The sequence below is a fragment of the Chryseobacterium sp. CG10_8 genome (assembly GCF_058117085.1).
The window spans coordinates 17,149-32,874 of record NZ_JBYVEB010000029.1; the positions used below are offsets into that span (position 1 = coordinate 17,149).

The 15,726-nt window shown below is 29.4% G+C and carries 15 protein-coding genes; all 15 read left to right on the forward strand.

From position 1 onward, the window contains the following. Nucleotides 1-270: 270 nt before the first annotated feature. The 15 genes from gmd (at nt 271) to AC4AGG_RS06940 (ending at nt 15,595) form a co-directional block, all read left to right on the forward strand. Nucleotides 271-1,365, forward strand: coding sequence for a GDP-mannose 4,6-dehydratase (gmd, locus tag AC4AGG_RS06870; protein WP_489771250.1), 1,095 nt, complete (start codon nt 271-273; stop codon nt 1,363-1,365). Continuing rightward, nucleotides 1,365-2,432 carry a GDP-L-fucose synthase family protein gene (locus tag AC4AGG_RS06875; protein ID WP_489771251.1) on the forward strand — a complete coding sequence of 356 codons (1,068 nt, stop codon included), beginning with the start codon at nt 1,365-1,367 and terminating at the stop codon, nt 2,430-2,432. Before gmd ends, AC4AGG_RS06875 begins: the two co-directional genes overlap by 1 nt. A 26-nt stretch (nt 2,433-2,458) precedes the next feature. Further along, nucleotides 2,459-3,814: a lipopolysaccharide biosynthesis protein gene (locus AC4AGG_RS06880; protein ID WP_489771252.1), complete on the forward strand. Its 1,356-nt coding sequence runs from the start codon at nt 2,459-2,461 to the stop codon at nt 3,812-3,814. A 55-nt stretch (nt 3,815-3,869) separates the two neighbouring features. After that, nucleotides 3,870-4,451 carry an acyltransferase gene (locus AC4AGG_RS06885; RefSeq protein ID WP_489771253.1) on the forward strand — a complete coding sequence of 194 codons (582 nt, stop codon included), beginning with the start codon at nt 3,870-3,872 and terminating at the stop codon, nt 4,449-4,451. Nucleotides 4,452-4,513: 62 nt separating this feature from the next. Further along, nucleotides 4,514-5,464, forward strand: a complete 951-nt coding sequence (locus AC4AGG_RS06890; protein ID WP_489771254.1) for a hypothetical protein — start codon at nt 4,514-4,516, stop codon at nt 5,462-5,464. Continuing rightward, on the forward strand, nt 5,461-6,471 hold the full coding sequence (locus tag AC4AGG_RS06895) for a glycosyltransferase family 4 protein (protein ID WP_489771255.1): 1,011 nt from the start codon (nt 5,461-5,463) through the stop codon (nt 6,469-6,471). The genes AC4AGG_RS06890 and AC4AGG_RS06895 overlap by 4 nt, the downstream gene beginning before the upstream one ends. A 5-nt stretch (nt 6,472-6,476) precedes the next feature. Then, on the forward strand, nt 6,477-7,250 hold the full coding sequence (locus AC4AGG_RS06900; protein ID WP_489771256.1) for a glycosyltransferase family 2 protein: 774 nt from the start codon (nt 6,477-6,479) through the stop codon (nt 7,248-7,250). After that, complete coding sequence (locus tag AC4AGG_RS06905; RefSeq protein WP_489771257.1) at nt 7,243-8,409, forward strand: hypothetical protein; 1,167 nt, start codon at nt 7,243-7,245, stop codon at nt 8,407-8,409. The genes AC4AGG_RS06900 and AC4AGG_RS06905 overlap by 8 nt, the downstream gene beginning before the upstream one ends. Nucleotides 8,410-8,413: 4 nt before the next feature. Next, complete coding sequence (locus AC4AGG_RS06910) at nt 8,414-10,189, forward strand: glycosyl hydrolase family 28-related protein (RefSeq protein WP_489771258.1); 1,776 nt, start codon at nt 8,414-8,416, stop codon at nt 10,187-10,189. Nucleotides 10,190-10,196: 7 nt separating this feature from the next. Next, on the forward strand, nt 10,197-11,216 hold the full coding sequence (locus tag AC4AGG_RS06915) for a glycosyltransferase (RefSeq protein ID WP_489771259.1): 1,020 nt from the start codon (nt 10,197-10,199) through the stop codon (nt 11,214-11,216). A 307-nt stretch (nt 11,217-11,523) separates the two neighbouring features. Next, nucleotides 11,524-12,279: a glycosyltransferase family 2 protein gene (locus AC4AGG_RS06920; RefSeq protein ID WP_489771260.1), complete on the forward strand. Its 756-nt coding sequence runs from the start codon at nt 11,524-11,526 to the stop codon at nt 12,277-12,279. Nucleotides 12,280-12,326: 47 nt separating this feature from the next. Continuing rightward, on the forward strand, nt 12,327-13,214 hold the full coding sequence (locus tag AC4AGG_RS06925) for an NAD-dependent epimerase/dehydratase family protein (protein ID WP_489771261.1): 888 nt from the start codon (nt 12,327-12,329) through the stop codon (nt 13,212-13,214). After that, nucleotides 13,215-14,207 carry an MraY family glycosyltransferase gene (locus tag AC4AGG_RS06930; protein ID WP_489771262.1) on the forward strand — a complete coding sequence of 331 codons (993 nt, stop codon included), beginning with the start codon at nt 13,215-13,217 and terminating at the stop codon, nt 14,205-14,207. Beyond that, nucleotides 14,204-14,749 (forward strand): dTDP-4-dehydrorhamnose 3,5-epimerase, encoded by a 546-nt coding sequence (gene rfbC, locus AC4AGG_RS06935; protein ID WP_489771263.1) that lies wholly within the window; start codon nt 14,204-14,206, stop codon nt 14,747-14,749. Before AC4AGG_RS06930 ends, rfbC begins: the two co-directional genes overlap by 4 nt. A gap of 195 nt (nt 14,750-14,944) precedes the next feature. Continuing rightward, nucleotides 14,945-15,595, forward strand: a complete 651-nt coding sequence (locus AC4AGG_RS06940) for a response regulator transcription factor (RefSeq protein WP_489771264.1) — start codon at nt 14,945-14,947, stop codon at nt 15,593-15,595. Nucleotides 15,596-15,726 lie beyond the last annotated feature (131 nt).

Here is a 15,726-nt window from a genome sequence, read left to right on the forward strand (position 1 = left end):
TTTTAAATAGAAAGGATAAATTATCGGTAGAAATTAATTGCGAGAAGATAAACTCAAAGATTGAAAAATGTAGGTTAATAAATAATGGATTGTTTCTATAATATCTCTTAAAATAGAGGAACTACAGATTATGATTTTTTAGATAAGAACAAATTAAACAAAATATTTTTAAATTCTAAATTTTCAAGTTATTTAATGTGTAACTCACATTGTACATTTTAATAAAATATTAAATATTGAAAATATAATTATTAATCAAAAAAAAAAAATATGTCAAAAATTGCTCTCATAACTGGGGTGACTGGTCAGGATGGTTCATATTTAGCAGAACTTCTTCTAGAAAAAGGATATATGGTTCATGGCATTAAAAGAAGAGCTTCTTCTTTTAATACGCAAAGAATTGATCATTTATATATGGATCAACATGAGAATCATGTAAATTTTAAACTTCATTACGGTGATCTTACTGATTCTACCAATATTATTAGAATTATACAAGAAGTGCAGCCTGATGAAATCTATAATTTAGGAGCAATGTCTCATGTAAAGGTTTCTTTTGATTCACCAGAATATGTTGCAAATGTTGATGGAATTGGAACTTTAAGAATTTTGGAAGCTGTAAGAATTCTTGGGCTTGAAAAAAAGACCAGAATTTATCAGGCATCTACTTCTGAATTATACGGAGGACTTGCCGAGAATAAAAATGAAAAAGGCTTTTATGATGAAAATTCTCCATTTTATCCTCGTTCACCGTATGGAGCAGCTAAAATTTATGGCTTTTGGATTACTAAAAATTACCGTGAAGCATATAATATGTTTGCTTGCAATGGTATATTGTTTAATCATGAATCCCCAAGAAGAGGTGAAACTTTTGTAACTCGTAAAATTACAATGGCTACTGCAGCAATCGCTCTTGGTAAGCAAGACTGCTTATATTTAGGTAACCTTAATTCTCAAAGAGATTGGGGGCATGCGAAAGATTATGTCGAAGCGATGTGGAGAATTTTACAACAAGATCAACCTGAAGATTATGTAATCGCAACAGGTGTAACTACTTATATTAGAGATTTTGTTATAATGTCTTTTGCTGAAGTAGGAATTGAGCTAGATTTTGAAGGAGAGCAAGAAAATGAAATAGCAAAAGTAAAATCTTGCAATAATCCAAACTATCAGTTAGAAATTGGGAAAGTTGTAGTCCGTGTTGACCCTAAATATTATAGACCAACTGAGGTAGATTTATTGATAGGAGATCCAACCAAATCTAAGACAAAATTAGGGTGGGAACCAAAATACGACTTGAAAGCGCTTGTGAAAGATATGATTACATCTGATCTTGTATTAGCAGAAAAACAAAAGGCGCAATAATGAATTTAGATAGTAAAATCTATGTAGCAGGTCATCGCGGTTTAGTTGGGTCTGCTATTTGGAAAAAACTTACGGAAAAGGGATTTACTAATTTGGTTGGAAAAACATCAACTGAATTAAATCTTGAGAATGAATTAGAAGTTACCAAATTTTTTGAGGAAGAGAAGCCGGAATATGTTTTTTTAGCTGCCGCTTTTGTTGGAGGAATCATGGCAAATAACACATTCCGAGCTGATTTTTTACTAAAGAATCTTAATATTCAGAATAATGTAATTAGTGCATCCTATAAATATAATGTAAAGAAGCTGCTTTTCCTTGGAAGTACGTGTATTTATCCAAAAAATGCTAATCAACCAATATCTGAAGATGAATTATTGACCAATACTTTAGAATATACTAATGAACCTTATGCAATTGCAAAAATTGCAGGACTTAAGCTTTGCGAAAGTTACAACATACAATATGGTACCAATTTTATATCTGTAATGCCGACGAACCTATATGGTCCAAATGATAATTTTGATTTGGAAAAAAGTCATGTTCTTCCTGCGATGCTCAGAAAAATTACGTTGTCTAAAGCTTTAATGGAAGGTAATTGGGATCAGATTCGTTATGATTTACAGAAAAGACCTATTAGTTTCTTAGCTACTGATGCTACCAACGCTGAAATTGAAGAAGGTTTAGCTAAGTTTGGAATTTTTAATAACAGAGTTGAACTGTGGGGAACAGGGCAACCTATGAGAGAATTCTTATGGAGTGAAGATATGGCAGATGCTTGTATTTATGTGATGGAGAATGTAGATTTTAATGATTTAAAACTTGATAAGTCTGAGATCAGAAACACACATATTAACATTGGAACAGGAGTAGATATCTCAATAAAGGAGCTTTCTGAACTGATAAAAAAGACGGTTGGTTATGAAGGCGATATATCTTTTGATTCTTCAAAACCTGATGGGACAATGAAAAAATTAACTGATCCTTCAAAATTGAATAGTTTGGGTTGGAAATATAATGTTGAAATTGAAGAAGGGATAAAGCAAATGTTTGCATGGTATCATTCTTGATTTTTTTGACATAATAAATTACTTAAATGAACTCAAAAAAAAATAAAGATATTTTTGTTAACTCTGAGAATGAAAGAAGCATAAGTCTAAAAAAAAATATTATCCTTTCTTACTTAACTAAAATAGTTAGTTTAGGTATTACTTTTTTACTTGTTCCATTAACAATTAATTATGTAAACCCTACCCAATATGGGATTTGGCTTACTTTGAGTTCAATTGTATCGTGGTTAGTTTTTTTTGATGTAGGCTTTGGAAATGGTATGAGAAATCGCTTTGCTGAAGCAAAGGCAAAGGGAGAAAATGAAATTGCAAAATCTTATGTAAGTACTACTTATATTTTCGTTGGTGTAATTTTTTTTATTGTTTGGGTGGTTTTCATTATATGTAACTTTTTTGTTGATTGGCCTAAATTAATTAACGCTCCATATACAATGAGTAATGAGCTTTTCAGTTTGGCAATAATTGTTGTATCTTTTTTTTGTTTGCAAATTGTGTTAAAACTGATTAATACAATTTTGCTGGCAGATCAGAAAGCTGGGCAAGCTTCATTTTTTGATATGCTAACTCAGTTATTAACAATTTTAATTATTTTTATACTAATAAAAACCACTAAAGGATCTTTATTATATCTAGCAATTGCTACAGGGATTGCACCTGTTTTAGTCTTTTTAGGAGCTTCAATTTTTTTATTTAATAAAAAATATTCAGAATACCGGCCATCATTTTCGTACTATGATAAAAAAATAGTATCGGATATATTTAATTTGGGATCTAAATTTTTTATTGCTCAAGCCTCAATGTTGATTATTTATTCAACTTCTAATTTAATTATCTCAAAAAATTTAGATCCTCAACAAGTTACAGTCTATAATATTGCATATAGGTACTTTTCAATAACATCGCTGATTTTTTCCATAATAATGCCTGCGATATGGAGTGCATTTACAGATGCATGGGTGAGAAAAGACACAGATTGGATAGAATCTACTATTAGAAAACTTATTTATGTATGGATCTTTTTATTGGTTTTAGGAGCAATACAATTTGTCATTGCAGACTTTTCATATAATTTATGGGTAGGCAAAAATGTTATTGTACCAAGCACTCTTTCATTAAGTTTAGCAATATTTTTTGTTTTTGGTAATTGGGCAAGTATTTGGGGGAATTTTCTAAATGGGGTTGGCAAAATAAAACTACAAATGTATATTTCAATTATTAAATGTATTATATTTTTACCATTAGCAACCATATGTGTGAAAAAATTTGGTGTTTATGGAATAGCAATAAGTTATTTAATAGTTGTTTTACCAGATGCAGTTTTTTATCCAATTCAAGCATTCAAAATACTGAGAAATAAAGCAGCCGGTATCTGGAATTCGTAGAGAATGAAATTGTGACTATAATTATGTAATTTTATGGATATAAAAACTTATTGATATGAAAAATATTGAAAGATTTTTTAGACTAATTGAAAGAATAAAGAGCTTCATAATAAAAAGCTATTATTCGGCAATATATCCTAAAATTAACTTTGAAGGTTGGAAGCTTGCGGGATATCCATATCTCAGATTAAAAGGAAGAATTAAATTTGGAAACAATGTTGTTTTAAATAGTAAGATTCAACATCATTATTTGGGGTTAAACCATCCTTGCGTCATAGACGTGTGGGAAAATGGTGTTTTGGAAATTGGTGATAATTGTGGCTTTTCTGCAATTAGCATAAGATGTGCAAATTCAATTAGTATAGGAAAGTATGTGTTATGTGGTTTCAATGTTACGATCAATGATACAGATTCACATCCGCTAGATTATTTACAAAGAAGAATTACAATAGAAGGTGCTTTAACTAAGCCAGTGATAATTGGAGATGATGTTTGGATTGGAGCAAATAGCATTATTTTGAAAGGTGTTACCATTGGTGATCGAAGTATTGTTGCTGCTGGTAGTGTAGTGACAAAAAATATACCTCCTGATGAAGTATGGGGTGGAAATCCTGCTGTATTTTTAAAAAAATTGTAGAGTCGGTTTTTTTTGAAATATAAAGATAATATTCTATCATATTCTTTTAAGAAAAAATTAAAATGAAAACAACTCAAAAATTAGAGTATAAATTTAACTATATTATTACTATTCATAACAAGGAAAATCTTATAGAAGATGTTTTGAATGGAATTAAAAAGTCATTAGGAGAAGGCTCTACAATTTTTCCTGTCCTTGATGGCTGTACGGATAGTACTGAAGATAAAGTTGATGAATTTAGTCATAGAAATCCTTTAATCAATATTAAAAAACTATATGCTGATGATGTACATGAGCTTATGGCAATTAACGTTGTGCTAAAACAAATCAATACAAACGAAAATAGTTTGAACGTTGTTCTACAGGATGATGTTGTACTAAACGAACCATTATTAGAATCATATCTTAGCAAATTATATTCAAAGTTTGATCAAAAGTTAGGTGTAGTCTCTTTGAGGCATGGAGGGAATATTTCCAAATTTCTTTTGAGCAAAAGAAGTTGTATTTTTCCTTTGATGGATTATGAAGAAACAATTTTTGGACATGGTGTATCAGGTAGTTTGCAAGATATTGAGGACGGTTTTTTTGTAAAAAAAGATATTGCGATCAAAAGTCCCATTTGCATCCCTACATATCTTGTTAGAAAAATAGGTATTCCTAATGAAGTTTATGAACCATGGGATGATGTTGCATACTGTTATGAGTCTCTTAAAGCTGGTTTTTTTAATGGGGTTTTGTCAATCAATTTTATTTCTGACAAAGATTGGGGAACAATGCGAAATAAGAAACAGCAGCAAAAACATGACAATATTGTAATCAAAAATTTAGACACATTTAGAAGTTTGAATAATGATACTTTTGCGACTTTTTTCGATAATAGATTGATTGATAAGCAAAAATATTTAATTTGGGAATCCACTAATAAAAAGGTTTCTCAAAAACGGTATTTAGGATTTTTAAAGAACAAGATAAGAAGGATTATTTATTTTTCAAAACTATTATTTAAGGAATGATCAAGGTTAAGTTTTTTCCATTGCAGGCTCACTCTTTAGCATTTGGCGGTTTTGAAGTTCAAATGTTGACACTTTTCGAAAATATAAAAAGACATGCAGCAGATAAAGTAGAAGTTGAGAAAATAGACGTTTGGTCTAGAGATTCTGACTATGATATTGCACATTTTTGGGGATTGGAGGCCGCAAACTATAATAATATTTTGTGGGCAAAGAATAGCGGTAAGAAAGTTGTAATAACAGTATTGCTAAGTTATTATGAAAGTGTCTTAAATTGGGGATATGATAAGGTTTCAAAATATATAGGTTACAAAAAATTTCAGCTAGAAATGTTGAAATTAGTGGATGCAGTTGTTGTATTAAATGACTTACAAAAATCCATTGGTGAGAAAAAATTCAACATACCTTCAGAAAATTTATTCATAATACCTAATATAATTCATGATAATTTTTTAAAAGAGAAAGAAGCAGGTGATTACAAACTTGGAGATTATGTACTTTGCGTTGGAAATATTTGTGAAAGAAAGAATCAAGTTAATCTTGCTAAAGCATGTGATAAGAACAAAGTAAAGGTCATTCTTGTTGGAAAAGTTTTGCCTGGAGAAGAAGGTTATGCAGATCAGTTAGATAATATTTGCGAAAGTTCTAACTTTATCACATGGATTAAAGGGCTTCCAGAAAATTCCCCCGAATTAATTGACTTAGTTAAGAATTGTCGAGTTTTTGCATTATTAAGTAAACAAGAAACCCAACCGATTTCAATTTTAGAAGCTGCCACATTTGACAAGCAGGTAGTTCTTAGCGATAGAAAATTTGCTTATCAAAGTTACTTTAGAGATTGTCAGAGAGTTAATGCAGATGATATTAACAATATTGTCAAGGGGATAAAAGAAGTATTTGCATCACCTGATTTATACAAAGTTGATGCGCGTTTTTTAGCGGAATTTGATGGTGAAAATGTTGTTTCTAAATATATTGAAGTGTATAATAATGTACTAAATAAAATGTAGTTTTTATGAATGAAAATTTGAAAGTCTCTATAATTACAGTCGTTTTTAATGGTGAAAAATCGATTAGAAGAACAATAGAGAGTGTAATAAATCAATCATATAAAAATATAGAATATATTATTATAGACGGGGGAAGTAAAGATGACACGGTTGAAATAGTTAAGTCTTTTGGAAACCAAATTAGTGAATGGATTTCTGAAAAAGATAATGGTATATACGATGCTATGAATAAGGGCATAAATATGGTAACAGGTGATATTATAGGAATTATTAATGCAGATGATTATTATGAACTAGATGCTGTACAAAATATTGTAAATCTTTATAAATCTGGTTTGACAATTTACCATGGAAGTTTGAGAAATATTACAGCAGATAATGAAGTATTCGTCAACCCTCCTCCAGAAGATTTAAGCAAACTCAAAAGAGGAATGGTTATCAATCATCCAACAGTTTTTGTTAATAAAGAAGTTTATCAGAAAATTGGGGAGTTTTCAACAAAATATCGTATAGCAGCGGATTGGGATTTTATTCTGAGAGCTTATCTCCATGGAGTTAATTTTATTAAAAGTAAAGATGTGATTGCAAATTTTAGTTTAGGCGGTGTTAGCGGAGCAATTACAAAATCATTTCTAAAGGAGTTAAGCGATGTTAGGAAATCTAATCAATTATTTTCTAACTTTGATCCTTATTATTGGTACGATTATATAAGATTTACCATCCTTGGAAAATATCTTTACAAACTACACATAATTAAAAAAAAACTGATTAATGGGTAGAAAACTTTTCTTTTTTCTCTTTTTAATATTGTGGTTATTGCCTCCAATAGCCCATTTTTTTCAGTTGGATTCTTATACATTTGCTACAGTATTTTGTGTTTTTTTGTTAATAATTTTTAGATTATTTTTTGAAAAACAGCTTACTTTTAGAAAATATTTTTTTAATTTTTTCTACTTAATTTTTTTTTGTATCTTAATTAATATTGCATTAACAGCACTATATTTTGAAAAAGAGTATGATTTGGTAAGAAGTTTATCTTCTTTTATTTTTATTTTTATTTTTCTCTTTGGAGCTTATTACTTTGCAGAAATAGTATCAAGGATACCAAAGAAATATTTCGATCGATTTTTTAGTCGAATGTTTCTCTTTTATATAATCATAATTATCATTTCTTTTTTCACAAAAGGTTTATTTTTGAAGTATGGTAAACCAATTTTTCCGTATACAGAACCATCACATTTAGCAATTTTTTTTGGTCCTATTTTTTGTTATAATGTTTTAAATGCTAGAAATCAAAGGAGGAGAATTATCCTGCTTATTGTAGGTCTTATCATTGCCATTTTGATTCAAAATTTAACTTTTTTGGTTACTGTAGTTGTATTGTCATTGTTTATATACAATGTTTATTTTATACCAATTGGTATAGTTGGAGGTTTGATCTTGTTCTTTTTTTCTGATTTGGAATATTTTATGTCTAGATTAGATTTTGCAAATACCAAAACGACCAATCTTTCTACATTAGTTTATTTAAAAGGATTTGAGCTTGTCCAAGAATCATTTGCTAGAAGCAATGGACTTGGAATAGGATTTCAGCAATTAGGTATTGTTGAATTAAAAACCGTGAGCCAACAAAGGATTATTGATTTATTAAATGGTATGGACTTAAACGCAAAAGATGGAGGTTTTTTGGCAGCTAAAATAATTTCAGAATTTGGAGTTCTAGGTATTATATTCTTGTTTTTTTATTTAGTTACTTTTGTAAAAAGTTGGTTTAGCTTTAAAAAGATTAATCTATCTGAAATTACAGGAAAAGATGCCATTTATTATTCAAGTGTTATTACCTTTTTTACTGAATTATTTGTCAGAGGTATCGGTTACTTTACTTCTACAGTTTTTTTATTTTTAGTAGCTTTATTCTTGAAGAAAGCAAAAAAATAATGTTATGAATAAAAAAGTGAAATTTGGATTTTTAATAATTGTTTGTCTTTTAAGTTTTTGTAGAATTTTTTCACAGCAAAAAGTTATAGTTCAAGACAAATATCTAAAAAATGATGTGACTTTCCTTCAGATTAACACAATTGACGAATCTAAGATTGATGGCATTGTATACATAAAGAAGGACAATAAGTACTATAAAAGAGTTTATGATGGTAAAATAAATGTGAAATGGTTTGGTGCGATAGGTGATGGTCAACACGATGATTCGAAATCTATTCAACAAGCATTAAATGTTGGTGAATCTTTATATTTTCCAGCAGGAAGATATAAATTTAATGGGAAAGTACCTTATCATGTTGAAATAGAGGGCGACGCTGGGAATACATATTTCTGTCCTGCTGATGCCAATTATCCCATTTTGATATATAATGTTAAAGCACCTTATTGGACATATTCATCTATAGTTTCCAAGATTGTTTTTGAGTCAGTTAATAAAAAAGGAATAGGGATTTCTTTTGGTCAAAAGAGTCTTGAAGATAAACAGATTTATGATGAGTATTCAGGAAATGTAGTCTTTAAAAATGTACTTTTTAAAAATTTTGAAAAGGCAGTTTTTTTTCCTTTTGGAAATATTGGATGCAACTTTTTTAGTTGTTCTTTCCAAGCTAATTATTATGGTATTTATTCATTAGACAATAAGGCGGGAGGTGATGTTATGCATGCTGGAAACAAAACATTTTATGGCTGTGAATTTGACTCTAATGAAGTAGCTGTTTATTTTAATAATCAAACTCAGGGTTTTGGAGGCGTTAGTTTTTATGATGTAATATTTCAAGCAAATACAGTTAATAGTTATTTTAATAGCAATAATACATATACTCCAATTATTTTTCAAAACTGTTGGGATGAAAAATTTGGTAAAGAACCAAAGTCAGTTTTAATTGATCAATATACTGGTGCTAATGTTAGTCAGAAAATGTATTCTGCAAAAGGATTTATTTTTGATGGAAAAAGTTCTACTTATATTTTTATTGGTGGTAGGATTATGGGGATGGATATTTTTGGTGATCAAATTTCAGTTAACTCTTATTCTTCTCAATTTGAGTTTCAGGTTGGTGCATCTGCTGAAAAATCTTCAGTTTCGGCAAAATCAAGTCTTAATCTTTATTATCCGTCAACCGATCAGGGAATCCAGTCTTTGAAAGGAATCAAAGTTGAAGGATTTCCGCAATTGTCGGCTTTAACTGTTTCTCCTAGTAATCCAGAATCAAGATTTTTTCCAATAGAGGATGCAAGGGGTATTTCTTCGGATCCAGAATTTTTTTCTGTTAATTTCAATAAACAAATTTCTCTAAGTGGAAGTTTTTCACCAAGAAATGCAATTGTTGAAAAGAACCTAATAGACAATTCTTTTTCAGATCGTATTAAATTAGATTTTTCGGATAAAAATCAATATATCTCTATAAATGAAACAAAAAAAAACTTAGAAAAAGGATATTATTTTATCTTGACAAAACTCAAAGTTAATACAGGAACACCCATAATACATATTTGGGATAGAAATGTGAATCAGTTTGTTAGATTTACACCAGTTTCGGATTCTCAATTTAGAACTTACTGCGCATATGGATATCTTTCTGGAAATGCAGATGTTTTTTTTGATGTAAGTTCTTTTGACGGTAAATTTGTCGATATGAATGTTTCTGAGTATAAAATTTATTATTTTAAAAATTTAGAAAAATTGAAGCAGTTCTTGAATACAAATTTTTTCCCAAAGTAGATTAATCATGATTTTAATTGATGCAATATATGTCAATGAAGGTGGAGGTAAAGTTCTTTTGGATTACCTTATTAAACAACTTGAAGAGACAGAAGAAACAATTTATTACTTGTTAGATTCTCGTGTTGAAAATAAGATACAAGATATTAAAGAGGACAACACTATAGAGTTTTTACCAGCTAGTTTTTTTAAAAGAAGTAAATTTTATAAAAAAAATAGACATAAATTTACCACTGTTTTCTGTTTTGGAAATCTACCACCAAATATTAGACTTAAAGCCAAAGTCATTACTTATTTTCATCAGTATTTATTTTTAGAACTTTCTGGTGATATGTCATTTTTGAAGAAAATGATTTATTCTCTAAAGATACTCGTATTGAATTCTATTAAATCAAATTCCAATTTTTGGATAGTACAGTCTGAATTAGTGAGAAATCAATTTTCCCAAAAATATAACATTTCTGAAGGCAGAATTTTAGTTATGCCTTTTTATCCTCAAGATAATAATTGTTCCGAAAAATTCACAAGGGAAAAATATTCTTATTTGTATGTTAGTAATGCGACGCCCCATAAAAACCACAAGAAATTGATTGATGCCTTTTGTTTATTTTATGATAAATCAGGTAAGGGTAGTCTAACACTTACGGTAAAAAATGATTACGAAGAGGTTTTCGATTATATACAAGAAAAACAAAAAAAATATCCAATACGTAATATTGGTTTTGTTGATAGAGAAGCACTTACGAAGTATTATCTCATGACAGAATACCTTATTTTTCCTTCTCTTACCGAAAGTTTAGGTCTTGGTCTTGTAGAAGCAATAGATAACGGATGCCAGGTTATTGCGGCTGATTTGCCGTATGTCTATGAAGTATGTGAGCCAAGTATTACTTTTGATCCATTCAAAACAAGTTCTATTGTTGATGCTTTATCGTTATCTTTGCAAGATAATGTAGTTAATTCAACATCAAAATTAAAAAATAATATAGAAGAAGTTATCAACTTATTGGTTTGTGATTCAAAATAAAAATATATTTGGAATGTTAGCTATTAAATTATGATTAATCTTATAATTTATTGATTAAATTTTTAGATAAATAAGTCTGAAAATTTTAAATGTATATTTAAAATTTATCTTAGTTTAACTAAGAAATGATTGAAATCTAAAATTCAATCTAGTGTAACCTAATCGTTGGTTCAGAATACCTTGTAAAGAATATATTACAATATAAATAGTTGAATATCCATTTTTATTTGCGTGAAATTTAAAAGTTGATTTAAGGCTTTTTTTATGCAAGAATATTGAGTTCGCTGTATGTTAAATTTTTTTTAAGATGAAAATATCAATAATTACAGTATGCTATAATAGTGAAAAAACTATTGAGGATACTATTAAATCTATTCAGTCACAAACCTATAATGATATAGAATATATTATAGTTGATGGGAAATCCAAAGATACTACTTTAGATATTGTTAGAAAGTATTCTGATACAGTTACGAAATTGGTTTCGGAATCAGATAAAGGACTTTATGATGCAATGAATAAGGGGATATTAATGGCTACAGGTGATGTAATTGGGATATTAAACTCGGACGATTTGTTTTGTGATGAGTCAGCCATCGAAAAAGTAATGAATATATTTAATGCCTATCCAAGTCTGGATTCAGTTTATGCTGATTTATATTATGTTGATCAAGAGGATACAAATAAAATTGTTAGAAAATGGAGAACTGATAAAAGAAAAAAATTTAGTAAGGGCTGGCATCCAGCTCACCCAACTTTGTATATCAAGAGAGAGGTTTATGAAAAATATGGACTCTTTGATTTAGAATATAAACTAGCTTCTGATTTTGAGATTATGCTAAGGTTTTTAGATAAATATAAGATGTCAACTGTTTATCTTCAAGAGTATCTGGTCAAGATGAGATTGGGAGGTGTTACCAATAAAAATATTAAAAATATTATTGAGCAAAATATTGAATGCATCAAAGCTTTTAAAAAAAATGAACTAAAAGTAAGTAAAATCTTATATCCGTTTTTGAGGGTTTTGCCAAAGCTAAGGCAATATAAAGAAAATAAATTGTAGTTGATTTAATAAATCATTAGAATTGAAATCAAATAATATAAATTAAAGTGAGAGTTTTATTTACTGGTGCAAATGGTTTTTTGGGCAAAAATGTTATACCAAAATTAAAAGAATATAACTTTGATATAACTGCCCTTGGTTTAGAGAATTCTGATATCATTTGTAATCTAGCAAAAGAATCTCCTGTTATAAAAGATTCATTTGATATAGTTTTTCATGCTGCCGGAAAAGCACATACATTACCTAAAACAGATTTAGAAAAACAAGAGTTTTATGATATAAACTTTTACGGAACAAAAAATCTTTGTCATTCCCTAGAAAATCAATTACCTAAACATTTTATTTTTGTAAGTACTGTTGCTGTATATGGGAGAGAATATGGTATAAATATAAGAGAAGATGAACCGTTACTAGGAGATACTCCATATGCGAAAAGTAAAATAATGGCCGAAAATTTTTTGCAAGATTGGTGTAAGCAAAATAATGTGAAACTAACGATATTTAGACCATCTTTAATTGCGGGACATAATCCTCCTGGTAATTTAGGAGATATGATCAATGCGATAAAAAAAGGATTTTATTTCAACATAAGCGGAGGTACAGCTAGAAAAAGTATTATATGGGTAGAAGATTTTGCGGATCTAATAAATCTGGCAACTCAAAATGATGGAGGAGTTTATAACGTGACAGATTCTTATCATCCTAGTTTTGCCGAAATTGCCTCTAGTATTTCAAAAAAAATTGGAAAAAATGAACCCAAAAATATTCCCTTGTTTTTTTTGAAAAATGTAGCATTTTTGGGAAATTTACTAGGTAAAAAGGCACCATTAAATACATTGAAATTAAAAAAAATTACAGAAAGTCTAACCTTTTCTAATGAAAAAATTGTCAAAGACTTTAACTGGACTCCCACAAAAGTTTTAAATAAATTATAGATGGAATATCCCTTATTACTATTTGTTTTTTTTTCAATATTGTTGATTTATTTCAAAATAGCAGATAAATATAATATAATAGACAAACCAAATCACCGTAGTGCACACACAGAGATTACGCTTCGTGGAGGAGGTATTATTTATCCAATATCATTTTTGATTTTTGTGGTTGCACAGTTGATAAATGGTAGGAATTTGTTGGAGCCAGATAATTTTTTAATTTTTGGACTAGGATTGATACTGATCTGTACCATTAGCTTTTTGGATGATATAATGGATTTGTCCAGTAAGTTGCGCGTGGCCTTTCATTTTGTTTCCGTGACTTTATTACTGTACTTTTTAGATGCTTTTTCACTATTTCCAATTTGGATAATTCCTATTTTTTATATTTTTATTATAGGGATGCTTAATGCTTACAATTTTATGGACGGGATTAATGGGATGTCTGGGTTGTACAGCTTATTAATGCTTTCTACCTTTTTGTACATTAATTCTAATGTTGTAGAATTTGTTAATCAGGATTTTATCGTCTATCCATTATTGGCATCTTTGGTTTTTCTTTTTTTTAATTTTAGAAAAAAAGCCAAATGTTTCATGGGGGATATAGGAAGTATTGGTATTGGATTTTGGTTGATTGCTTTACTAGGATTGCTAATTAATAAAACGGGTGATTATAAGTATCTTTTACTTTTTACCGTTTATGGGACAGAAGTCGTTTTTACAATTGTTGAAAGAATTGGGCTAAAAGAAAATATTTTTGAAGCACATCGCAGACATCTATATCAGCTATTTGCTAATGATAAGAAGGTTCCTCACATTGTTGTCAGCACTTTTTACTCGATGATTCAGTTGGTTTTAAATGTAATTTTGCTATTAACGAGTACTTCTCTAGGAATAGTTTTTGCAATGGTGGTTTTGCCAACCGCTATATTGTATTTAGCATTAAAATATATATTAAAAAAACAAATATCAGTTCAAAATAAATCATTATGAAACTTATAGAAACTCCGCTTAAAGACTGTTATATCATAGAACCTACCATTTTTGAAGATGAGAGAGGATATTTTTTTGAAAAGTACAATGAGAAAAAATTTGAAGAATTAACTGGACTTAATGGTCATTTTGTTCAAGATAATATCTCCAAGTCGTCCTATGGTGTTTTGAGAGGACTTCACTTACAAAAAGGGGAACACGCTCAGGCAAAACTCGTTTCTTGCCTTGAAGGTAAAGTATGGGATGTCGCAGTAGATCTAAGACCAGATTCTCCAACTTTTGGAAAATGGTATGGTATTGAACTGACGGCAGAAAATAAAATTCAGTTTTATGTTCCAAGAGGATTTGGACACGGATTTTCGGTTTTAAGTGAGACAGCTGTCTTTGCATATAAATGCGATAATTTTTATAATAAAGAGTCTGAAGGTGGAGTGTTATGGAATGATAAAGATTTGGATATTGACTGGAGATTACCTGAGCTAGATGTAATCCTATCCGAGAAAGATAGCATTCAACCAACTTTTGCTGAGCGAAATTTTTAGTAAATTCTATTTTGTTTTTATAGACTGTTTGGTGTGTATTACTCCAAAAGTTAGCATTTTTTTCTGTGACTAAAATAATTTGGAGGCTGAACCGTCTTTTTCCTACTAGAAGTTGGGTTAAATTCCTGTCTCTAAAGGGTGTTTTTTACAGTTTTTGTTTTGTAATTTTGAAGCAATAACCATTAAAAACACAAAATGAATACTAAATTTATTCTGTATGGGGATAATAATATTCATTTGGACAGCATTAAACTTATTTTAACTCAACATTATTATAACAATGAAATTCTGACTGTTACAGATGAATCCCAAATTGTAGATAAACTTGATGTAGATTCTTTTTTAATCCTCAATATCTCTTACTTTAATACAGCTGAAGCACTCGCTAAAGTTGAAGATTTTATTAATAAATTCAGTGGGATGCGGATCCTTATTATTTCTAAAAATTGCTATGTTGACCTTATCAGAAAAATGTATTGTGTGGGAGTCAAGGGATTTTTGGACTTCTCCTGTAGTCTAATAGATTTTCTAACTGCAGTCGACGTAATTTATAACAATAAGGTATACATTAATGACCAAGTTATAGAAGTAATTTTGTTAGAAGCTTTTGGTGTTGATGAAGCAAAAAAAACAAAATTTCAGCAAGAGGAACTGACAAAACGAGAAAGTGAAGTTCTTCATCTTATCTGTGAGGGTTTGACGAGTAAAGAGATCGCTAATCAGTTGTATATTAGCGTGCATACTGTGGAGACTCATAAGAGAAATGTAATGCAAAAATTTGATGTACGTAACTGTACAAGCTTGATCAAGTACGCTTATGAAAATAACCTTGTTAGCATTATTTGATTATTTTCTGGCACAAGCAACTATTCAACAAGAAAACAACAGGCTGTATTCACAAGGTGATACAGCCTGTTTTGTCTTATTTCATGTGGTCAAAAAAAAGTGTTAAAAACAAAACCATAAAAGTTCCAATA